Origin of the sequence: Candidatus Poriferisodalis sp., from assembly GCF_965208925.1 — a bacterium.
In the GTDB taxonomy this organism is placed as follows: Bacteria; Actinomycetota; Acidimicrobiia; order Acidimicrobiales; family Poriferisodalaceae; genus Poriferisodalis.
In genome coordinates, this window is sequence record NZ_OZ242364.1 from 1,758,868 (window position 1) to 1,780,595 (window position 21,728).

The 21,728-nt window shown below is 67.3% G+C and carries 15 protein-coding genes; 6 read left to right on the forward strand and 9 right to left on the reverse strand.

What is annotated here, in order from left to right:
- Nucleotides 1–7 precede the first annotated feature (7 nt).
- From ACOGI5_RS07785 to ACOGI5_RS07800, 4 genes are read left to right on the forward strand one after another with little or no spacing between them, the layout of a single operon-like run.
- Nucleotides 8–688: an RNA polymerase sigma factor gene (locus tag ACOGI5_RS07785; RefSeq protein ID WP_419863856.1), complete on the forward strand. Its 681-nt coding sequence runs from the start codon at nucleotides 8–10 to the stop codon at nucleotides 686–688.
- Nucleotides 685–2,121 carry a hypothetical protein gene (locus ACOGI5_RS07790; protein ID WP_419863857.1) on the forward strand — a complete coding sequence of 479 codons (1,437 nt, stop codon included), beginning with the start codon at nucleotides 685–687 and terminating at the stop codon, nucleotides 2,119–2,121. The genes ACOGI5_RS07785 and ACOGI5_RS07790 overlap by 4 nt, the downstream gene beginning before the upstream one ends.
- 36 nt (nucleotides 2,122–2,157) lie before the next feature.
- A complete protein-coding gene (locus ACOGI5_RS07795) occupies nucleotides 2,158–3,228 on the forward strand; it encodes a TIGR03857 family LLM class F420-dependent oxidoreductase (RefSeq protein WP_419863858.1) in 1,071 nt (356 codons plus the stop codon).
- 25 nt (nucleotides 3,229–3,253) lie between these two features.
- Nucleotides 3,254–4,621 carry an amidase family protein gene (locus tag ACOGI5_RS07800; protein WP_419863859.1) on the forward strand — a complete coding sequence of 456 codons (1,368 nt, stop codon included), beginning with the start codon at nucleotides 3,254–3,256 and terminating at the stop codon, nucleotides 4,619–4,621.
- Here the strand turns inward: ACOGI5_RS07800 and ACOGI5_RS07805 are convergent.
- The 7 genes from ACOGI5_RS07805 to ACOGI5_RS07835 all read right to left on the reverse strand — a co-directional run bounded on the left by ACOGI5_RS07805 (nucleotide 4,594) and on the right by ACOGI5_RS07835 (nucleotide 17,585).
- A complete protein-coding gene (locus tag ACOGI5_RS07805; RefSeq protein WP_419863860.1) occupies nucleotides 4,594–8,169 on the reverse strand; it encodes a UvrD-helicase domain-containing protein in 3,576 nt (1,191 codons plus the stop codon). The two genes, ACOGI5_RS07800 and ACOGI5_RS07805, sit on opposite strands and share 28 nt — an antisense overlap.
- Nucleotides 8,169–11,723, reverse strand: a complete 3,555-nt coding sequence (locus ACOGI5_RS07810; RefSeq protein ID WP_419863861.1) for a PD-(D/E)XK nuclease family protein — start codon at nucleotides 11,721–11,723, stop codon at nucleotides 8,169–8,171. Before ACOGI5_RS07810 ends, ACOGI5_RS07805 begins: the two co-directional genes overlap by 1 nt.
- Before the next feature lie 235 nt (nucleotides 11,724–11,958).
- The gene (locus ACOGI5_RS07815) at nucleotides 11,959–12,582 is read right to left on the reverse strand and encodes an FxLYD domain-containing protein (protein ID WP_419863862.1); all 624 of its coding nucleotides are present in this window, start codon (nucleotides 12,580–12,582) and stop codon (nucleotides 11,959–11,961) included.
- Between the two features lie 218 nt (nucleotides 12,583–12,800).
- A complete protein-coding gene (locus ACOGI5_RS07820; protein ID WP_419863863.1) occupies nucleotides 12,801–13,730 on the reverse strand; it encodes a TIGR03621 family F420-dependent LLM class oxidoreductase in 930 nt (309 codons plus the stop codon).
- Nucleotides 13,731–13,857: 127 nt separating this feature from the next.
- Nucleotides 13,858–15,093 carry a TRAP transporter substrate-binding protein gene (locus ACOGI5_RS07825; protein WP_419863864.1) on the reverse strand — a complete coding sequence of 412 codons (1,236 nt, stop codon included), beginning with the start codon at nucleotides 15,091–15,093 and terminating at the stop codon, nucleotides 13,858–13,860.
- Nucleotides 15,094–15,181: 88 nt separating this feature from the next.
- Complete coding sequence (locus tag ACOGI5_RS07830) at nucleotides 15,182–16,753, reverse strand: TRAP transporter large permease (protein WP_419863865.1); 1,572 nt, start codon at nucleotides 16,751–16,753, stop codon at nucleotides 15,182–15,184.
- A gap of 7 nt (nucleotides 16,754–16,760) precedes the next feature.
- Nucleotides 16,761–17,585 (reverse strand): TRAP transporter small permease subunit, encoded by an 825-nt coding sequence (locus tag ACOGI5_RS07835; protein WP_419863866.1) that lies wholly within the window; start codon nucleotides 17,583–17,585, stop codon nucleotides 16,761–16,763.
- A gap of 72 nt (nucleotides 17,586–17,657) precedes the next feature.
- On the opposite strand from ACOGI5_RS07835, the gene ACOGI5_RS07840 reads away from it, so the two are divergent.
- Nucleotides 17,658–18,614, forward strand: coding sequence for a thioesterase family protein (locus ACOGI5_RS07840; RefSeq protein ID WP_419863867.1), 957 nt, complete (start codon nucleotides 17,658–17,660; stop codon nucleotides 18,612–18,614).
- Between the two features lie 102 nt (nucleotides 18,615–18,716).
- Here the strand turns inward: ACOGI5_RS07840 and ACOGI5_RS07845 are convergent, their stop codons facing one another.
- Nucleotides 18,717–19,562, reverse strand: coding sequence for a response regulator (locus ACOGI5_RS07845; RefSeq protein ID WP_419863868.1), 846 nt, complete (start codon nucleotides 19,560–19,562; stop codon nucleotides 18,717–18,719).
- Nucleotides 19,563–19,601: 39 nt separating this feature from the next.
- On the reverse strand, nucleotides 19,602–20,834 hold the full coding sequence (locus ACOGI5_RS07850; RefSeq protein ID WP_419863869.1) for a CaiB/BaiF CoA transferase family protein: 1,233 nt from the start codon (nucleotides 20,832–20,834) through the stop codon (nucleotides 19,602–19,604).
- 52 nt (nucleotides 20,835–20,886) lie between these two features.
- Between ACOGI5_RS07850 and ACOGI5_RS07855 the strand changes: the two genes are divergently transcribed.
- Nucleotides 20,887–21,723: an SDR family oxidoreductase gene (locus tag ACOGI5_RS07855; protein WP_419863870.1), complete on the forward strand. Its 837-nt coding sequence runs from the start codon at nucleotides 20,887–20,889 to the stop codon at nucleotides 21,721–21,723.
- Nucleotides 21,724–21,728: the final 5 nt, after the last annotated feature.

The following is a 21,728-nucleotide window of genomic DNA, read 5'->3' on the forward strand; positions in this document are numbered from 1 at the left end:
AGCAGTGATGAGCGCAGGTCTGCCGTTCACTGCCTCGCGGCTGGACTCGGCGCTGATGGGCTCGGGGCTCATCAGTTCAGTGCCAGTGGATTCAGGGCTCGTGGGCTCAGAGCTCATGGGTTCGGGCACGATCCGCACGGGACTGACGGTGAACGTCGCTGAGAGCGCAGCGGGCACCGGAGCTGCCCACGTCGATGCAGTGGCACTGCGGTTCGAGGACTTCTATGCGTCCCACCGCGACGAGATGGCGCGAGCGCTGGGCCTGGCGCTGCGTGATGCGGCACTTGGCACTGAGGCTGCAGATGAGGCGTTCGCCCGGGCCTGCCAGCGCTGGGGACAGGTCAGCTCGTTTGCGAATCCGCAGGGCTGGGTGTTCCGGGTCGGGCTGAACTGGGCCCGTTCGTGGCTGCGACGGGTCCGGCGCGAGCGCGAACGACGGCCGCTGCTGGCGCAACCCCACTCGACCGAGGACCGACCCCGCGACCTCGACTTGGAGCAGGCGCTCTCGACGCTCAACGATGCTCACCGCGCAGTGATCGTGGCTCGCTTCTACCTGGACTGGTCGGTGGCCGAGACCGCTGATGCGCTCGGCATCGCGGCGGGGACCGTCAAGAGCCGGCTCAGCAGGGGGCTGGAGCAGTTGCGTGATGTGCTGGAAGCGGCACCCGAAGAAGGGGAGGGTTCGTGACCGCCGAGGATCGCCTCCGCGGCCGGCTGCGCAGCACAGCATCGTCGATGTCGGTGGGCTCGGGCTCGCTCGCAGGCGTCCAGGCGCGGGCTGCCCAGCTGCAGCGCCGGCGCAATGCAGCGCGCGGCGGTGTGGGGGCGTTCGCTCTGGTGGCTGTGGCAGCTATCGGTGTCGTGTCTTTGCGAGACGGCGGGCTTGATGAACTCAGCGACTCCGTGGTGGCCGCAGAACAACAGCAGGAGGCGGTTCCAGTGTCCGCGACGACTGCTGCTGTCGCAGTCAGCGTCGCTCAGGAGGAATCGGCCGAGGAAGCAATGGCGGACGAGGAAATGGCCGACGAGGCAGCCGCCGAAATCCTGACCACGGCAGCGGCGAGCGATGACGAATCCTCCCAAGTCGTGCCGGAGCAATCGGAGGAGGCAGCGGCTGGTCCCGCCAAGCCGTCCGTCGGCGAGACGCTCGAACCGGCAATCGCCGGCGAGTCGGAGAACTGGGACAGCAAGCCGCCTGCCAGCAGCGACCCGGAATCCGCCGTGTTCGCCACGACCGTGTCGATCGTGCAACCGCCGTCGGACGCCGAGGGTGCAGACATGCGCTACTCGTTCAGCGGCGCGCACGCCGTTGCCCGCGCAGCCGGCAATTGGTACGCCTACGACGGCGCGGACTGGCAGACGGTGGGCCTGCCCGGCGACATGGAGGTCGTGGCAGTCGATCTGTCCGGATCGGGGCGCATCGCCGTGTTCGGTGTGGTTCGACCGCTCGAGTGCGGCCGTGAGCAGGTGGTGGCAGTCCGCACAGGCGAGAAGTGGAGCTACGTCCGCGTCGATGACGACACTCCGCCGACGGTGGGGTGGGAGCTGCTCGAAGCCCGGGTTCGTGTCACCGACGCAGCCATCGAACTCGAGCGGGTCGAGCGCCTGTGGCTCGACGAGCAGTGCCCAAGCCCCACGGAGTACGAAGCGCCGATCGGTGCGGCAGCGGAACTCGTTGCCGATCTGGAAGAGATCGGCGAAATGCGGCGTGACAGCTGGCCGCACGCACGATTGGACGGGGGATTCGCGGATCGCTGGCCGCACGTGGCTCGCTCCGATGCACATGCCGCCGCAGCTTCCGGCGCCGACTTGGAATGGACGACCATGAGTCCGCCGAAGTACACGGTGCCCGCACTGCCGCTGACTCCGAGTCGATCGGCTGACGGGGGTGCTGTGGCCGTGGCCCTGCACGAGACCACCGTCATGGATGTCGCTACGACGGTGCATGTCAGCCACGGCATGGCGATGCTGAAACGCGGCGGGCAGACGTGGGAGGTCTGCCCGATCGCCGATGAGGAGCTGGACCAAGTGAACGGGGAGGTCGGCAGGGCGGGCGAGCATCTCGCGGTCGTGGTCGGCAAGCCCGAACAGACGCTGTTCCTCGTCGAACGCACCGAGTAGCTGCCGTCGGCTCGGGGCCGGTCCTAGTGTGACCGGATGCCTCAGGACACATCCGCCAAACAGGAATTCCCGGAGCTGGGCTTCTACATGCTGCCTGGCGATGCCGACGACTCCTCAGATGCCCTCACCGAGGTTCAAGCAGCCGAAGCAATGGGGCTCGGCCGGGCGTTTCTCGGGGAACGGCCGAACCGCAAGGAAGCCGGCGCCATCTGCGGCGCTGCCGCCGCGGTCACGAGCTCCATCGGCATCACGCTGGGAGTGACGAACATCAATACCCGCCACCCGACGCTGACTGCCGGTCTCGCGCTGACCGTGCAGAGCCTGGCCGGCGGGCGATTCACGATGGGATTCGGGCGCGGTGTCGCCGTGGCGCAGGAGATCATGGGCCTCAAGCCCGTCACCACGGCCGAGCTGGAGGAGTTCACCCTGATCATGCGCCGGCTGTTCCGGGGCGAGATCATCTCGGACTTCGACGGTCCGACCGGACGCGTTCCGATCCTGCTCCTCGACATGACGCTCGATGAGCACTTGCCGATGGCGCTCGGTGCGATGGGTCCCCGGACGTTGGCGCTCGGCGGTCGCTGTTTCGACGACGTGATCCTGCACCCGTTCTATTCCGACGAGACGGTGGTGCGATCGGTGGATGCAGTCAAGACGGCTGCCGAGCAGGCAGGACGCGATCCGGGCGACGCGGCGGTGTGGTCCTGCTTTGTCGTGGTGAGCGACGAGGTGCCGGCTGAGCTGGGGCTGCGCAAGACGGTGGGACGCCTCGCCACCTACCTGCAGTATTACGGCGACGTGCTGGTGGGCGTCAATCGCTGGGACCCCGAGGTGCTGGCGCGGTTCCGCGCTGACGAGGTGGTGGCCAAGTTCCTGGCACCGATCGACGGCACGGCCACAGTCGGCGAGCTCGAGCACATCGGCACGCTGCTTCCCGATGAGTGGCTGGCCCCGATGGGTGCGGGCACTCCTGCCGAATGCGCCGCGGCCGTCAAGCGCCAGATCGACCTCGGCTGCGATGCCGTGCTCATGCACGGCGCAACACCCGCCGAGCTGGCGTCGGTCATCGATGCCTACCGGCAGATCACTGCGCCCGCCGGTTCGTGACGGTGAGAACTGCTGGAATGAGCGCATGGCACATGATCTGGGACTGCTGAGCGCAACCGAACAGGCGGCGGCCATCGCTGCGGGCGAGTTGTCGAGCCGGGAACTGACGGCGCACGTCATCGAGCGCATCGAACGGCTCGACGGCGAGATCAACTCAGTCGTCACCCGGGACTTCGAGGCGGCACTCGAGCGGGCCGGCGCAGCCGATGCCGCGCAGGCCGGCGGCGAGCCGCTCGGGCCCCTGCACGGTGTGCCGTTCACAGCGAAGGACGCCCTGATGACGGCGGGCATCCGCTCGACCGGCGGGGCGCGGGAGCTGGCCGACAACGTTCCTGACACCGATGCAGCCGTCGTCGCTGCCTGCCGTGCTGCCGGGGCGATCGTGATCGGCAAGACCAACCTGCCTCGCTGGTCGGCCGACAACCAGTCCTTCAATGACCTGTTCGGAACCACCAGCAACCCGTGGAACCTGACCAAGGTGCCCGGCGGTTCCTCGGGCGGTGCCGCAGCCGCAACCGCCATGGGCTTCACCGGTTTCGAGATCGGCACGGACATCGGCGGCTCGATCCGCTTTCCGGCCTCGTACAACGGCATCTGGGGCCACAAGCCGAGCTTCGGTGTGATCCCGACGACGGGCTACCTGGATCACGTCCGTGGCGGCACGACCGAGCCGGACATCAATGTGTTCGGCCCGCTGACCCGCAGCTGCGACGACCTGGAGCTGCTGTTCGATGTGCTGCTGCGGCGCGAAGCGCCGTGGTTGCCGCAGCTGCCGCCGGCACCGGGTGATGTGAACGGCCTGCGCGTGGCTGCGTGGCTCGACGATCCGTATTGCCCGGTGGACGGCGACGTGCTCGAGGTCATGAATGCAGCCGTCGCTTCACTCGAGGCGAGCGGCGCGAGCGTCGACCACGAGGCCCGGCCGGATATCGATCCGTTGCCTGCATGGGAGACCGGGCTGTGGCTGGTGCGAGCCGCCATGACGCTGGCGGGTCGTGGCGAGGGACCCGGTCATCGGGAGTGGCTGGAACACCACATGACGCGCGAGGAGTGCCGCCGCAAGTGGGCCGATTTCTTCACCCGCTACGACGCGATCCTCATGCCGGTCAGCTTCCACCCGCCCTTCGATCACATGCAGGAGGGCACCTTCGCCGAGCGCCGCATCCCGGCAAATGGCGTCGAGCGGCCGTACATCGAGATGACCCGCTGGACGATCCTGACCGGCATGTCCTACCTGCCTGCAACCGTGCCGCCGCTGGGCCTCACGTCCCAGGGCCTGCCGGTCGGCTTCCAAGTGGTCGGCCCATACGGCGGTGACCGCACCACCATGACGCTGGCCCGCCGCATCGGCGAACTCACCGGCGGCTACCAGCCCCCACCCCGCGCCCTCTGAGCGGCTGAGGGCACCTCGTCAAGCGCTCGGGCGAGATCAGCGCCCTCGATGACACCTTCGGTTGCAGCGTCGCGGGTCAAGAACTGGAACACGATTCGCTCCACCGCCATGCCGGTGGCCTGCTGTGCGCACCAGGCGTAGGTGGCGCCTTGCAATCGGTAGTAGGCGGTTTTCTGCTCGACGGAATCGCTGTCAGCAATGGCGTCGGTCTTGAAATCGACGACCACCAGACGGCCTTCGGGTGTCTCGTACAGCAAGTCGATGAAGCCTTCGAGCACGAGTGCGTCGTTGAGTGGCGCAGTCACGAACACTTCTTGCCAGAAACGTCCGAGCGCAGCGTCTTTCACCGTGCGGCTCGTGAGCGCGGACTCCACCCGTCGCAACACCTCGCGCTCACGCCCGGAGGCGCCGTGGTCGCGTGCGCAGATGTTCGCAAGCGCTCGCAGCGCTTCGCGGCCATGCGTTGTTGGATCGGCAATATCGATGCTCTGCAGCACCGAATGCACGGCGCTGCCCAGCGCCGTGCCGTAGCGACCGTGGCGCATCGGCGGCGCCCCATTCGCCGTATCACCGTGCATGCCAGACGGGCTTCCTGCTGCGAGTCCGATGTCGGCGCTGCCGTCGTCCTTTGACAGCCCGGCTGCGTCGAGTGCTGAGGGGAAGGCGGACTCGTCGCTGTCGCCGCCGCGGGCGCCGACTGCCCCGACAGCGTGCTGCTTGGCGAGCGCAGAGGCACTGAGGTAGGCCGGTCTGCGGCTCGCGTGGACGGCTGCGGCGTGCCGTTGCAGCCATTCCTCGCGACTGCTGAAGAGATCATCCGGCGCAGCATCGGCCGTGGCGACAGACGGCGTCGCTTCGCGATGATCCCCTGCAGCCAGGGGGCCGTCGTCGTGCGCATGGTCGGCGACTGGCGTGTCGGGTCGCGCCCCGGGCGGCCGGAAGTCCCGTGCACGCCACGTCTCGCCGCGCAGCGGCTGTGAGGAATCGGACGTAACGAGCCGGTTCGCGGCGACGGCCAGCAGTTGGCCGCTCTCGAGATTGTGCTCGCCGCCCGTCGTGCGGGGCCGCGGCTTGCGGTGCACCGAGACGATCAGATGGTCGCGCGCACGGGTGCAGGCCACGTAGAGCAAGCGCAATCGCTCGTAGTGGAGAGCGACGATCTCGGCTTCGTTGCGCTCCCAGAAGTCGTGCGACTCCACGTCGCCGCGTACGCGGATCTCGGGCTGTGCGTCGTCGCTGCCGAAGATCACCTGCACACCGCCGCGCTTGCGGGGCTTGTCCTGCAGTCCGGCCACGATGACAATCGGGAATTCCAGACCTTTGGCGGCGTGAACTGTCATCACGCGCACGGCATCGTCATCGGATTCGGGCAGGATGGATTCGGTGATGCGTGAGTTCTCCGATGCCTGTCCCGTGGCCCAAGCCAGGAAGCCGCGCAGGCCGCCGTGCTGGCTGTCTGACCATGCCCGCGCTTGGTCGACGATGTAGCGAATCTGGCGCCAGGCATCGCGTGGCCGCGGCCGGGCGGCCACCTGCTCGTACAGGCGGCGCTCGCTCACCAGCGAATCAATCAGCTCGGCGGGTCCGAGAACTGTGTGTCGCAAGTGCAGTGAGCGCAAGTGCGCCAACGCCTCGGTGACCGGTGTTCTGGCACTCTCCGCGAGGTGAGGATCGGTGTAGTTCCACGAACCGTGACCCGAAACCCGGTGGAGGAAGAGGTCGTCGTCGCCACACCCATAAACCGGAGTGCGCAGTGCGGTCGCAACGGCGAGTGCATCAGTAGGGTCAGCCACTGCCCTCAGGCACATCATCAGATCGCGCACCATCTGGGTCCGCCACACGAACGACGCCGCTTCGAGCCGGTACGAGACGCCTGCTTCGGAGAGCGCATCTTCGAGTTGCGGCAGCCCTGTCCGCTTGGGAATCAGCACGGCGATGTCGCTGGGCTGTGCACAGCGCTCAGTGCCGGTGTCGGGATCGATGACGGTCCACTTCTCCTGAATGATCGTGGTGATGGCACCGGCCACGTCCTCGGACTCGGCCTCGCGAATGTCCTCGATGTGGGCCTCGGCTGGGTGTGCGGGGAGTCCCAGCACGGTTACCCGAGACGCGCCCGGCGCGCGAGTCTGCGGCGTGGACGGCTGCCGGCCCGCAGCCAACGCGCGGTAGGGAGGCTGAACGGCTGGCACCTCGCTGATGAGTTGCGAGAACACATCGTTGATCCATGTGATGACTTCGGGCAGTGTGCGGAAGTTCGTCGTGAGCGAGACCACCGATCCGAGCTCTTGGCCGAGGCGCTGTTGCGCCTGCATGTACAGAGCGATGTCGGCCCGCCGGAATCGGTAGATGGACTGCTTCGGATCGCCGACGAAGAAGAGTCGCTCAGGCTCCGCCGACGGTGCGTCGAGGCCGTCGGGGAATGCGATCAAGCACGCCAGTTCGATCTGGATCGGATCGGTGTCTTGGAACTCGTCGATCAGCAGGCGCTGGTATTGCTGCGACAGCGCGGTGCGGACGCGCAGCGCCGTGGGGCTGTCGCGCAGCAGCCACCGCGCCCGGGTCAGCAGATCATGAAACTCCAGGCCGCCTGCCAGGCGACGATGCATGGTGCCGTCGACGGTGAAAGAGCGCAGGCGTTCGCAGACCTGTGCCAATGCCTCGGTCACCACCGAGGACACCGATCCGGCGACGAGCAAGCGCAGTTCGTCAAATGCATCCCTCACTTCGGAGACATCAGGCCAGTCGCGCTGGCGACCCTTGTTGCCCACCCTGGGGATACCTGCGGACAACAGCGCTCGCAGTCGCTCACGGCTATTGCGGGCATTCGCGAGGCGCTCCATGAGCATGCTGACGCGAGGGAATGAGGCGTAGAGCTTGCACTCGGCAGGGTTGGCGCACTCACGGCGGCGTTGCAGCAGGTCGGCTGCGGTGCTCTCGATTTCCGTGGTCTTGAGCGGCAGCATCGCTGCGGCATGAGCCGGCCACTCGAGCCGGTCAGAGTTGTCGTTGAGTGCTCGGGCGAGGTCTCGCAAGTGGTCGGTGCTCACGCCAACCGCGTCGAGCATGCCGATCGGCCAGCGCATCGACTCGTCAGACAGCAGCTCGGACAGGAATGCCTCCCAGCGTTCGTCGAACGCCACGTCGGAAGCGATCTCGTCGAGCGTGTCGAACGACGGCGGCAACCCCGCCTCGATGGGATATTCGGCCAGGATGCGGCGGGCGAATCCGTGCAGTGTCGACACTGCAGCACCGTCAAGTTCGCCGAGCGCAACCTGCACGAGCTCGCGCTCGCGCTCCGAGGCCGTTTGCAACGCCTTGTTGAGTTCTGTGCGCACGCGGTTGCGGAGTTCTGCCGCCGCCTTCTCGGTGAACGTGATCGCAGCAATAGCCGGCATCGGCACCGGTTCGAAGCCGCCGATGCCGGTCACCATCGACACGATCCGTTCCACGAGCACTGTGGTCTTCCCGGTGCCTGCCCCCGCTTCGACGAACAGCAGCCGATCTGCCTCCGACGCGATCAGATCGCGTTCAGCCTGGTCAGCCAGCATCACGCAACCTCTTCGATCGGGCCCTCGACTAGGTGGGCAAAACCGCTCAGTTCGGGAGCGAGGCGCTTTCGCTTCCACTGTCGCAGGACCTCGGCTGTGCCGATCCCGTCTGGATCGCAGTAAGGACATGGCGTGAAGCCAGCTCGATCGTCCCCCGCTCGCACGTAGCCGACGAAGACGCCTGCGGCGATGCCGTCGGTGATCGAGCGCACGACGTCTGTGAATCGCGCGAAATAGGCGTCGTCCATGTTGCGAGTGACCCAAGTCCAATCGGCGCGCGCCGAGACAAACCAGTACGCAGCTTGCGCGACTGCATCGACCACCCGGAAACCGGGCGCGAAGTGATGCGCCGCTGCGAGCGCGTACACCCCGAGTTGCAGCTTCGTGCCACGCAGGGTGGGGTCGTCAGGTCGGCGGGCCCGTTCGGACGGTCTGCGAATGCCCAAGTAGGGAAATGCCGAACCGGACTTGTAGTCGATCACCACCAGTCGCCCACCGTTGGCCGACGAGTGGTCCTCGTCCGGGCCGCCGAGTCGCTCCACTCGGTCGATCGCTCCTCGGAGGAGCAGCTGACGACCTGGTTCTGCCTCGAACGGCACGACCGCGGCCTCGACATCGCCATCGGTCATCGGGACCAAGCCGAAGCGGTGCTCGGAAGCGACGACTTTGCCCGGCGCGGCGGCATGACGGTCTGTGAGCCGCTGCTCGTCGCGCTCGAGCACTTCGACGAGATCGGCCAGCAGGGTCTCTCGGTCGAAGCTCCACAGCAACGGGTAGCCCGTGGTGCCGACGGCCTCAAGCTGTGCCGCCTTGGCTTCTCCGATCTGACGCAAGCGGTCACGATCACCCTGGCTGTAGCTGCGGCCGATGCCGGGGAGTTCGCTCACCGTGCGAGCCTCTTCGATCAGCTCTCGCAGCAACGCATCAAGGGATTCGTGGATGAGCTGACCACGATCGATGGGGCTGAGGCGCACGATCGACTCGGGTTCGACGACTTCGTCAATACCGAGCAGGTACGAGAACAGGTACTTGCGGGGGCAGGCAGCCCATGCCTCGAGACGACTCGCCGACAGGACCTCGGCGAGACTGTCGTGGGCTTCGACGACCTGGCTGAGATTGCCGTCGAAACGGGTGAAGCGGCCGCTTCGACGTCCTCGCCACAGCGCGATGCCACGTGCGAAGGCGGGTTCGGCGGTGTCGGAGAACAGCCAGTGCCGGTTCAGTTCACCGCGTCGCTGAGCGGTGAGGTGCAGCGCCTTGCTCTCGTACTCGGCGTCGCTGGCCGGGAAGCGCGCACCCAACAGCCCGCTGGTGAACGAATGGCTGACCCGCAGGCCGGGCACCGTTCCCGATGCCGCCGCAGCTGTCAGATTGCTCGCGTCGAGGAAACCCCCGGCGAAATCGTCACTGGGATGCGATGCCTCCGCTGCGAGACGCTGTGCTGTGGGCAACAGCCAGCGGGAGGGAACATTCTCGGCGTTGCGACGCAGGTCGCCGCGCGGAACTGTGATCGTGCTGCCCTCCGGGCAGCACGCCAATGCAGTCAGCAGGTCACGATGCTGGACGTCGGTGCGCTCGGAGCGGCTGGTCAGTGCGCCCTGGTGGCGGTCTGCGTCTCCGATGAGGCTGTCGGGGTGCTGGCGGGAGGGGTAGATGCCCTCGGCCAGGCCGAGCATGTACAGCCGCTGCCGCGGCACGCGGGCATGGCCGCTGAAGCTGCCGACGAAAACGCCAGCACCGACGACGCCCTTGCGGCCGTGCGGCGCAGCCAGTTGAGCCTGCAACGTCCGCAGCATGAGGGAGGCATCCGCCGCGGACTCAATCTCGCCGAGCGAGCTCAGGCCTTCGAGCAGGGTGTCGATGCGCTGGGCGGCTGAGCGTTCTGTGCTCCACTGCGTGTCGGCCGTGCCAGCAGATGCGCAATCGTCAGAATCGGGTGGGTGGCCGCTGCGCGTCGGTTCGAGACCCGGAGTCCAGTCGTCGTCGGTGGTGCGTCCTAGGTAGTACCTCACTTGCGCGCGCAGCCACGCCGACAGTGCGTCCCACGTGCGCGCCGCCGCCGTTGCGCCAAGGCGCGAGGACAATTCGGAGACGAACACGGCAAGGTCGCTGCAGCGTCGACGGTCGGCTCGAAGACGGGCGAGTCGAGCCTCACTGGCCTCTGGGTCCGCTTCCTCCGCGTTGATCTGCGCATCGAGCGATTGCGCGAACCGGCCAAGCCGAGTTGACGCATCGAGCTCTGGCGAGCCCGCGCCGCCAGCAGTCACCCAGTCACCGGTCTCGACCACCTTGGCCGCGCGGGCCAAGCGTTCCCACGCCGCAGCGGGTGCGGGTGCACGCGCTCGTGTGCCGTCGGCAGTTTCGAACGACACCCATACGGGCACCTCTGCTAGCAGGGCCATCACGTCAACACGCCGCATCCGCTGATCGACGACGAGTCGCATCAGGCTGAGGACGAATCGCCCCACGAGTGACTCGGCGAGCGTTCTGGCAGCATCGCCGTTCCAAGCGATGCCGACGGCGTCGAGTTGCTCAGTGAGTGCGCGCGCGTAGGGCTCGCGCGCCGGAATGAGGACGGCAATGTCGCTGGCCGCCACTCCAGCGTCAAGATCCTCGAGCAGGGCGCGCACGACGGCGCGCACTTCGTCGTCGGGATCGGTCACGCTGATGACTGCATCTGCCGTGGCTTCATCGCCCTCGATGTCGGCGAAGAGATCATCGGCGAATTCGACGGATTCGCCTGCGCCGCTCGCTGGCGCGTCCGCCACCTCTGGGCGTCGAGGCCTGCTCAGGGCCGTGCACGTCTCGTGCGCGGGGCGATCTGCGTCGCGATTCCCTGTGACGCCGAGATGCACGACGGTCTCGTGCGCGGCAGCCAGCTCGCGCACCAAGCGCACTTCGACTGGCGCCAAGGTGCGCGGCAAGTGCAATGCCGTGCGGCCAAGCCGAGTGTTGAGACGTGCCGTCGCCTCTTCGTCGAGATGCCGCAGATGGTCGGCTGCCCGTTCCATGAGAGCGCTGGCGTCGTAGTAGCGCTGACGTTGCAGGCGCCTCCAAACGCGATCGGCGATGGCGACCACCTCGCACGTCCGTGCGACTTCGGACCCGGCAAGCCGTCGTCTCTGATCGTTGCGGAGCATCCGGAGCTCTGCGTACGCACGCGCCAGAGATGCTTCCGTGGATGAATGATCGGCGACTGCAGCGAACAGGCCGGGATCATCGGCCAACTCCTGCCGGATCGCGGCAGCGACGACCAGATCGTTCACCGGTCGGAGTTCCTGGTTACGCAGGTTGACGGACATCAGTTCGTCGGCCAGGTCCCGCAGGGTCCAGAAGCTCACGGCGATGAGCCCCCGCTGGGTCTCCGAGGCTTCTTGACGCTTCGCACGTCGCTTCACAAGCTCGCGGCGAAGCGCCACCCCCTCGTAGTTGTTGTGCACCAACACGGTGACGGGCGCAAAGGGATCATCGGCCTTGGCATCACGGACGAAGGCCTCAAGTTCGTCACAGGCCGGTGCGCCGAAGCCGACGAGCCGGAACCAGAGATGCTGCACCACAGCGAACTTACGTCAGGGGTGTGACGGCCATGATGTTGGGGCCCGCGGACGCCGAGCGTTCTCATCAGTCGGCGCACGGGAGTCTTGTGCCATTGCGCGGCGGATCCCCCGGCCCTGACGGCGGGTTGCTGTCGGGTGCCGGGGGATCGCCCTGTGTACTGCCCCTTGGTGCGGTGCGGTGATGGGAGGGGGTCACCTGCCGTCTGGGCGGGGCAGCTGTGGCTCTACGAGATCAGCTGGCACCTCCTTCGTTGCCTTCGGCGTGGCCGCCTGCTCGCTCGGCGCCCTCGCCGCCGCCGGTGCCGCTCTCGCCGGCTTCGGCGTTGCCGACCTCGGCGTGGGGGCTCCAGGTGGCGAACGGCGCCTGGGTAGCGGGCAGCCTGATGGTGATGGTCTGACCGGGTGCCAGGTTGGTCGGCGTGGTGGGGCCGAGCTCGGTGCCGTTGGAGAGGTGGATCTCCACCCGGGCTCGGGTCAGCACGCTGTTGGTGGTGTTGGTCACCGTGCCGTTGAACGTGTTCGTGGCGGGGTCGTAGGCCAGCCTGAGCCGTGCGCCGTTGCGGGTCACGTCGTAGGTCTGGTCGGGAGTGAGCGCCGCTGCGGTGTCGCCCCCGCCTTCGCCGCCGGCCTCGGTCACCTCGCCGCCGCGCTCGCCGCCGGACTCGCCACCGTTCTCGCCACCGTTCTCGCCGCCGCCTCGGTCGCCGATCACCTGGCCCGCCGGCCGCTCGGCGTTCTCGGGTCCGTCCCCGGCGCCTGCGCCCACGGCGAACCCGCCCAGCGCGGCCGCCGACAGCGTGACTCCGGCCAGTGCTCCGGCAAGCCACTTCTTTGCTCTTGAATTCGTGAACCCCATGTCATTCTCCTTTCGTGAGGTTCTGACTTGGGGAGCAACGTAAGAACCGAATGTGACCCAAATGTGGCGACGCGAAGCGGGCCGTGAACCGGGTCGGAGAAGCGCCGCGATGTCCTGTACGGGCTCCTTCGAATGCCGGCGACGTCGTGGCCGCGCCAGCAGGCGTCGTCGCTCAGAGTTGACGAGAAGTCAGCGGTGCGATCGGGCGGCTGAGCGGCTCAGGTACCGGCCAGCCGCGCCACGACCGGCGCCATCGCATCGACTTCGGGGTCGTGAACGATGATGTAGCTGGCGCCGTAGGTCTCACGGTGATGGTGCAACTGCTCGCAGATGTCATCCACCGTGCCGGCAAGCACCAGCGGCACCTCCCGAGCCTCTTCGAGCGTCAGCCCGAAACCGGGGGCGAACGCCTCGAGGACGCTGTCGGCATCGTCGGACACCAGTGCCATGAATGTGTTCAGCTGGATCTCGATCTCTGCGAACCGTTCACCAGCGGCATCGGCGATCCACTGACGCCGCTCTGCGAACTTTGCCGCGACCGAACTGCGCGCCGCATCCGGTCCCACGGTGCCCGATCGCAGATTCGGGTTCAGGCTGATGATGTCAGCCAAGCGTGCTGCCTCGGTCAGCACACGCTTGCCACCGCCGCCGATGATGACCGGCGGTCCGCCTGGCGTATGCGGCAGCGGCCGCCCGACCATGCCGGAGATCTGGTAGTGCTCGCCGTCGTAGTCGAGCGGTTCGCCGCGCCAGAGCCCCTTGATGACCTCCAGCGCCTCGATCATGCGGTCGATGCGCACGCCGGGCCGATCCAGCGGTATGCCCGCCTGTTCGTAGTCTTCGGTCAGCCAGCCGGCGCCGATGCCGAACTCGGTCCGGCCCTCCGCCAGCAGGTCAAGCGTGGCGAAATCCTTGGCCAGCACCGCGGGGTGCCGGTAATCGGCCGCATACACCAGCGTCCCGACCCGCAGCGTCGTCGTGATCTCCGCAGCAACAGCAGGATGCACGATCGGCGACCAGCTGTCCCAGAAGTGGTCGTGGCAGAACAGGGATGAGTAGCCCAAGCCCTCGACCTTGCGCGCCATCTCGCGGAACGCCGCAGGGCTCTCCGGCTTGCCGTACTGGACGCCGAATCTGAAGGGATGCACAGCGGCAGGCTAGGTGGAGCCGATCCGCTCCCGACGAAGGCAGCGCGTCACAGGCGCGACACCACGGCGCCGGTTGCCGGCTATGGGTGCCAGGTCCTGACGCCGGCCATCAGCGCCAGTCCTGGGACTAGATCTGCGTCTGCTGATCTAGGAAGGAACGCTCTGCCAGGCCGTGCCATTCTGCGATGCCATCGCGGAACTGGCGCCACGGCGCCAGGATGGCCGCGAAGCGGGCATCGTCAGCCGCCACGGCATCCAGCACGTTCTCGGTCTCTTCCTTGAACGCCGCCATCAGCTCATCCGGGAACTGCCGGATGCTGGCGAATTCCTTGACCCGCTGCAGGTCAGCCTGATTGCGCACGTCGTAGTCGGCAATCGTGTTGATGTTGGCCGACGCCGCCGCAATCTCGATGGCCGCCTGGTATTCGGCAGGCAGGTCATTCCAGAGCGACAGCGGGAACTGCACCTCCACCGCCGTGCCTGGCTCCCACCAGCCGGGGTGGTAATAGAACAGATCGCCGGCGAACTGGTCCAGACCCAGGATCAGGTCGTCGGTGGGCCCCACGAACTCGGCGCCGTCGATCGCGCCCTGCTGGATCGCGGGCAGGATCTCGCCGCCGGCCAGGGTGACCTGCTCGCCACCCAGGCTCTCGAGCACGCGCCCGGCGAGGCCGGGGATGCGCATCTTCAAGCCCTGCAGGTCGCTCACCGAGTTGAGCTCCTTGGTGAACCAGCCGCCCATCTGGCAGCCGGTGCCGCCGGCTGGGAACGCGATCACGCCGTGCTCCTCGGCGTAGAACTCGTTGAGCATCTCGAGGCCGCCGCCCTTGTACAGCCAGGCATTCTGCTGGCGCTGGGTCAGGCCGAACGGGACAGCGGTGCCGAACTGCTGCACCGGGCTGAGACCCACGTAGTAGTACGAGGCCGTGTGACCGGCCTGCACGCCCACATCGCGCACCGTCGGCAGCACCTCAAGACCGCCGACGATCTCGCCTGCCGGTCGAGGGTTGATCTTGAACTTGCCGCCGGTGAGCCGGCTCACCTGCTCGGCGAAGAAATTCGCTGAGCCGAACAGGGTGACCAGCGCCGCAGGCCAGCTCGTCGCCATCTCCCACTCGATCTCAGGTCCGTCCTGGGTGAGCGCGACCGACGTCGCCGGCGCATCGGTCCCCGCGGGACCCTCAGAGGTGGTCGCCGCAGTGTCGCCGTCACCGTCCGATGTGCAGGCATTCAGCAGTGTCGCGGCTGCGGCGAAGCCTGCTACGCCAATGCCTGCTTTGAGGAACGATCGCCGGTCAAAGCCGGCGTCCTCGATGCCATCATCGAGGGCAGTCTCCGGACTGGCCTCGTCGTGCATAGTCATGGGTAGTGCCTCCCCGTATGCGCGCAAGTCGCGCCAACTACGTGGCGCGAAATTAGCACGCACCTAGGACGCCCCCGACGGGGCCGATTCAGCCGCTGAATAGCTCGAGCGACGTGTACACGATGCCCGGAAACACGCCGAGGATGACCAGCGCAATCGACTGGAGTCCCATGAACGGGATGGCGCCCTTGTGGATCTCCGCAGTGCGCACTTCGGGCGGCGCCACGCTCTGCAAGTAGAAGAGCGAGAAACCGACCGGCGGCGAGATGAACGCCATGTTCAGGTTCACAGCCATCATCACGGCGAACCAGACCTTCTCGTCCTGTGTGAAGCCGAGCACCTCCATGGCCGGCACGAAGATGGGCACGACGATGAAGGTGATCTCGAGGAACTCCAGGTTGATGCCCAGCAGGAACACCGCCACCATTGCGACGAGGACGAAGCCCAGCTTCCCGCCGCCGATAGAGGTGAGCCATTCCGAGGTCTGATCGGAGCCGCCGAGCTGGAAGAACATGGCGCTGAAGAAGGTGGAGCTGAACAGCAGCGTCATGACCAGCACCACCACGCTGGCCGTCGACTTGCCTGCCTGCACCGCCGCAGCGCGGCTGAGTCGCCACTGGGGCGTGATGTGGGTGGCGCCCTCGCGCATGAGCAGGCGGTCGAACAGCCAGTTCAAGCCCGTGAGTGCCAGCGCGCCGAACACGCCGACTGCGCCCGATTCTGACGGCGTGGCGATCCCCTGGAAGATCGACACCAGCACGCCCAGGATGAGCACCACGATCGGCACGATCGCGATGAGCACCTCGCACGCCAGCATCCGGGTGAAGAACATGATTGCGAAGCTCGCGATCAGCACCAGCACGGCGGCGATCAATGCGATGCGCACGTTGGCCAGCAGCATCACGCAGCCGACCATGAAGCCCAGCAGCGCGGCGATGAGCAGCTTGGTCTGGACCGACGGGTTGCCCTCCAGCTTCCGTTCCTCCAGCGGCATCGCCGGACCCATGTCGGGCTTCCACCACGAGACGGCCAGCACGTAGGCCACGTACAGGCCGCTGAGCATCAGACCGGGCAGCAGGGCGCCGGCGAACAGGCCCAAGATGCCGACACCCATCTGCTGGGCCAGCAGGATCAGCACGATGCTGGGCGGCAGCAGCTGCGCGAGCGTGCCCGAAGCGGTGATGGCGCCCGTCGAGAGCTTGTTGTCGTAGCCGAGCCGCACCATCGCGGGAAGCGACAGCAGGCCCATCACGATGACGGTGGCCGCCACCACGCCAGTGGCAGCCGCCAGCAGCGTGCCTACCAGCACCACCGCGGCGGCCACGCCGCCGCGCAGTGCGCCCATCAACATGCCCACGGCGTTCAGCAGCCGCTCGGCCATGCCTGATCGCTCCAGGATCGCACCCATGAGCACGAAGAGCGGCACGGCGAGCAGCACCGGGTCGCTGATGGCCACGAACCAGCGCGCCGGCAGCGTGTTCAGCGTGGCGGCGTTGAACGAGCCGGTGAGGTCGCCGATGAACGCGAACGCCAGCGCAGTCGCGGCGAACGAGAAGGCCACGTTGTAGCCGGTGAGGATCATGAGCATGAAGACGACGAACATCGTCAGCGCCAGAAAGACGCCGGTGTCCATGCCGAAGATGGCGAGCAGGTGGCTCATCAGGTTGCTACTCGACCCGCAGCGGCGAATCGTGCTGGACGATGTCGCCCCTGCGTTCATCGCCGATCATCGCGAAGCCGGTCTTGATGACCTCGGCCAGGATCTGCAGGCCGAACAGGATGAAGGCAATGAGGATCATCACCTTGATCGGGCCGACGGGCAATCCGCCGGCATCGACGGCCTCCTCCCAGGTCTCCCAGACCCTCCAGCCGCTGGGCCACTCCCCGTTGTGCCGACGTCCCAGCGATGTGGCCGCATAGCCCTTGAGAATCCGTATGGCCATCACGATGAACGGCAGCAGCAGGGCTGAGTGAATGACGAAATCGAGCCAAGCCTTGCGTCGGACGCTGAAGTTGGCCCACCAGAAGTCGATGCGCGGGTTGACGCCCTCGCGCACGCCGAAGTTGATGGCAATGAGGAACATCAGTCCGAACGACTGCCACGCCAGGCTGGTGGTCTCGCCGAAGAGGATGTCGGCTTCGACCAGGTCATTGCCGTAGCGGGTGATGACGTTGAAAAGCTGCAGCAGGAAAACCACCCACGCCAGGATCCACGCCACCGTCAGGCTGAACGTGGCAATGGACTCCACGCCCCGGCGGAGCCGGTCCAGCCCGTCGTGCCAGAGCCCCATGGCAATGGCGCCGGCGAGCACCAGCCAGTTCCACCAGACCAGGTTGCCGATCCAGTATTCGGTGTCGGTGAACAGCCGGGCGACAACTGCGATCACGATCGTGGACGCTGCCAGCCAGCCGATGGGATGCAGCCGCGCCCACCATTTGATCTCGCGGGCGACTGGTGGTGCCGGCGGCGCCGCCGCCGCGGTATCGGTCACGACACCCATCCCCCTCATGCGATCCGGCTCAGCAAACCGGCGATCCAACATCCTGCCACCTAGCTTGTCGCCGTGGTGAACATCGAATCCGGGCCGAGCGGCGCCAATTCGGATTCCCCTGACGCGGCATCGCTGCCGTCGGCGCTGATGCCGTCCGCCTTGTTCGTCTCAGAACCCGGCGGCGTGCGCGCGACCGAGCTGACGCGCGGCCCATGGGCTCACCAGGTGATGCACGGCGGCGCCATCTGCGGACTGCTGGGCTGGGCGGTCGAGCGCGAGCAGCGACGGGCAGGCATCGCTCAGGTGTGCAGCCGGTTGACGGTGGAGATCCTCTCGGGGATGCCGATGGCGAGCTACGAGATCACCGCAACCACCGTCAAGGCTGGCAAGCGAACTGCGCTGGTCGACGCCGAGGTGCGCGCCGCTCCATCGGAGATCCCGGTACCGGGCCAATCGAACAGAGGTCGCCTGGTGGCCCGTGCGACCTCGCAATGGCTGACGCCGACAATCCCGGCGGTCGAGCCTGGGAGTGACGGGCAATCGCTGCCGCCGATCCCCGTCGAGCGGGCCGATCCCGGCGCGAATCCCGATATCGATTACCCGCGTCCCGGCTTCAACGCCGATGCGGTGGATTTTCGCTTCGTCGACGGCTCGACGGAGGAGCCGGGCCCCGGCCGCACATGGCTGCGATTGGACTATCCGCTCGTGGCCGGTGAGGAGACGTCACCGCTGGCTCGGGTTGCGACGCTGGCCGATCTCGGCGCGGCGGTGGGCTGGGACTTCTCGCCTTCCGGCGGCGCCTACATCAACACTGACGTAACGCTGCAACTGCTGCGAGTGCCAGCGGGGGAGTGGTTCTATTTCGATGCGGCCACCGTCGTGGCACCCCGAGGGCTGGCCGGCACTCACACGGCCATCAGCGACCGGCACGGCCTGCTCGGGTGGGTGCTGCAGAGCCAAGTCGAGGCGCCAGCCGAGATCGGCTTCCCCGGCGGCATGAATGCCGCCCGTCAGACACATATGCCGTAGCCGTGGAGGCGGCGGGAAACTCTGCGACGTTGCGACCTGCTGGATCGCGGGAGCAGAGGGTCCTGCCGCCTCCACGGCGGGCGCACGTGTCCGGCCGGTTGTCTACCCGGCGACCTCGGCCAGCAGGTCGTCGATGACGTGAGCCATCTGGCTGTAGTCGGGCCGCTTCATCACGAACGCATCCGCGCCGAGGTCATACGCGCGGGCGCGGTCGTCGGCGGCCTCGTCGGTGGTGAGCGCAACCATCATCACCTTGTCGAATTCGTCGGCGGCACGCGTCTCGGCGAGCAGGTCGAACCCGCTGACCACCGGCAGCTTGAGGTCGAACAGAACGAGATCGATCTCCGACGGACCTACCGCACGCATGAACGCCAGAGCGTTCGCACCGTCATGTGCCACACGCAGCTGGTTGCGCGTGCCGGCCTCGGCGAGCGCCATGGTGATCACGTCGACGTCGTGCTGATTCTCCTCGGCCAGCAGCACATGAACCGTGTCGTCAGGAGCGTGGACGACCGGCGGTTCGAAGGTGCCTGCGCGATCGACGGTCTGCGTCTCCGCCGAGACGTGCTCGACGGGAACGCCGAAGCGCCGCTGCAGCCGGTGCGGCAGGTCGAGATGCAGCCATCTGCTGGCGCCGGCGGGCAGCGTGCTCAAGACGATCAGGTCGGGATTCAGCCGATCAATGGCCAGGTTGACCGCCACGACCGGATGCGCGGGGCCGACCTCGCCGGTGACGCGGGCACCGATGTCGTCGAGCGCCTCGAACGCCTGGCTGAGGCGGCGGCGTGCACCGGCCAGCGCTCTCGCGGGATCAGGACCGTTCGCACCGGTCGCGGGCACGACGATGTGGAACCGGGTCTCAGGATCGACGGCCAGGATGTGCTCCACGCGCTCGTGCAGGTGGCCGCCGACGAGGGTTTGGTTGGCCACGATCAAGACGTGTCGCATGCCGGGCACCTCCTCGGTGGTAGGTCTGTGAAAGCGAACTTAGACGCGGCGCTCTTGTGCCTCGCGCACGGCGTCGTCGGCGATCAATCTGTCGATCTCGGCTTCTGACATGCCGGCGGCGGCCAAGACGTCACGTGTGCCCTCGCCCAGTTTCGGCGACGGTCCGCGGGGACCGACCTCGGCGTTGGCGAATCGCATCGGGATGCCGACGCTGCGATACGGACCGATATCGGGGCTGTCGAGCGTGGGGAACAGGCCGAGTGCCTCGGCTTGGGCGTCGTCGGCAACTTCGTGCAGGCCCAGTACTGGGCCCCAGATGATTCCCTCGGCATCGAAGATCTCGCCCCACTCGTCACGGGTGCGGTGAGCGAGCGCCTCGTCGATGCCGGCCACGATCTCGGGCATGTGGGCGAACCGGCCGCGGATGTCGGCAAAGCGCTCGTCATCGAGCCAATCGAGCCGCTCGATGATCCGGCACAGCAGGGGCCATGCGCTCTCCTGGGGCATGTTGAGCACCAGCCACTTGCCGTCGCCGCAGGGATAGCGGTTGGCCGTGGGCACGATCATGTTCTCGCGGGCCCGCTGGCGCAGCGGTGCCCTGTCGACGGCGGTGATGGCGTAGTCGGACGCCTGGGTCCACACCGCCGTCTCGTACAGCGAGGTTTCCACGACCTGGGCCTCGCCAGTGCGTTCGGCCAGCCGCAGGGCCGCCAGCACAGCGCCCACCAGCGCCAGGCCCGTGGTGTGGTCGCCCTGGGCGGGGCGCGCCATCGGCACTGCGCCGTCGGGTCCTTCCCGCATGGCGTCGTAGATGCCCGAACGGCCGAAGAATGCGGTCACGTCGTAGCCGGGACGCCAGGCCTCGGGACCGGTGGTGCCGTAGCCGGTCAGCGTGGCGTGCACGATGCGCGGGTTGACCGCCGTCACCGTGGCCGAGTCGAGGCCGAATCGCTCCTGGCGGTGGACGAGCAGGTTGCACATGAACACGTCTGCGCCCGCGACGAGCCGGTGGACCACTTGCCGGCCCTGCGGTGAGCCCAGGTCCACGGCGATGGAGCGCTTGCCGCGGTTGTCCACATCGAACTGGAAGTCGTAGTCCTTGATCTCCGGCGGCAGCTTCGCCGGACGGCTGTAGCCGCGCATCGGGTCGCCGTCGAGCGGTTCCACCTTGATGACATTGGCGCCGAGGTCGGCCAGGATCGCGCCAGCGGAGGGCGTGGCCATCCAGCTGTCCACCTCGATCACCTTCACATCGTCCAACGGTGCCGCCATCGGACCTCCATGCCAGCGTCGAGTCCGAGCCGCGAGATTACGCTGCCGGGCCATGGAACTTGCGGGCAAGGTCGCCGTCGTCACTGGCGGTGCGAGCGGAATCGGGGAAGCGCTCATCGAGCGATTCAAGGCTGAAGGGGCGCGGGCGCTGGTGGTTGTCGACCGCGACGAGGCCGGCGCGCAGGCCGTAGCTGACCGGGTGGGCGGTACGGCCGTCGGGCTCGACGTCACCGACGAGGACGCCATCAAGGCAGTCGTGACTGACACGGTCAATGAACACGGCGCGCTCGACGTGTTCGTCTCCAACGCCGGCTATGTGACCCAGGGCGGTCTGGAGATCGCGAACGACGAGATCCAGCGCATGTGGGAAGTGCACGTGATGTCCCACGTGTATGCGGCACGCGCCGCAGTACCGGTCATGGTCGAGCGCGGCGGCGGCTACCTGTTGAACACCGCCTCGGCGGCGGGACTGCTGACCCAGCTCGGCTCGTTGCAGTACGCGGTCACCAAGGCAGCGGCGGTGTCGCTGGGCGAATTCCTGGCGATCACCTACGGCGACAAGGGCATCGTGGTGTCGATGCTGTGCCCGCAGGCTGTGGAGACCAACATCCTGGCCAACAGCCCCGACCGCACGGGCAATGGCGACCAGGACCGCGGCACGCCGGGCGCCGCTGCAGGCGACGGCGTCCTGCAGCCCTCGCAATTGGCCGACACGGTCATCGAGGCGATGGCCGAGGAGCGCTTCCTGGTGCTGCCTCACCCAGAGGTGCAGACCTACCGCGAGCGCAAGGCGTCGGACATCGACCGTTGGCTGTCTGGCATGCGCCGCTTCCAGGCGCGCCTGTTCGCCGATGCGCCGGTGACCCCGGCGGACTGGCTGCTGGGCTGAGCCAC

Excerpts from the sequence above, each read along its gene's own strand:
- ACOGI5_RS07785 (WP_419863856.1), top strand. The coding sequence starts at position 8 with ATGAGCGCAGGTCTGCCGTTCACTGCCTCGCGGCTGGACTCGGCGCTG.
- ACOGI5_RS07795 (WP_419863858.1), top strand. The coding sequence starts at position 2,158 with ATGCCTCAGGACACATCCGCCAAACAGGAATTCCCGGAGCTGGGCTTC.
- ACOGI5_RS07800 (WP_419863859.1), top strand. The coding sequence starts at position 3,254 with ATGGCACATGATCTGGGACTGCTGAGCGCAACCGAACAGGCGGCGGCC.
- ACOGI5_RS07805 (WP_419863860.1), bottom strand. The coding sequence starts at position 8,169 with ATGCTGGCTGACCAGGCTGAACGCGATCTGATCGCGTCGGAGGCAGAT.
- ACOGI5_RS07815 (WP_419863862.1), bottom strand. The coding sequence starts at position 12,582 with ATGGGGTTCACGAATTCAAGAGCAAAGAAGTGGCTTGCCGGAGCACTG.
- ACOGI5_RS07825 (WP_419863864.1), bottom strand. The coding sequence starts at position 15,093 with ATGACTATGCACGACGAGGCCAGTCCGGAGACTGCCCTCGATGATGGC.
- ACOGI5_RS07830 (WP_419863865.1), bottom strand. The coding sequence starts at position 16,753 with ATGAGCCACCTGCTCGCCATCTTCGGCATGGACACCGGCGTCTTTCTG.
- ACOGI5_RS07845 (WP_419863868.1), bottom strand. The coding sequence starts at position 19,562 with ATGCGACACGTCTTGATCGTGGCCAACCAAACCCTCGTCGGCGGCCAC.
- ACOGI5_RS07850 (WP_419863869.1), bottom strand. The coding sequence starts at position 20,834 with ATGGCGGCACCGTTGGACGATGTGAAGGTGATCGAGGTGGACAGCTGG.
- ACOGI5_RS07855 (WP_419863870.1), top strand. The coding sequence starts at position 20,887 with ATGGAACTTGCGGGCAAGGTCGCCGTCGTCACTGGCGGTGCGAGCGGA.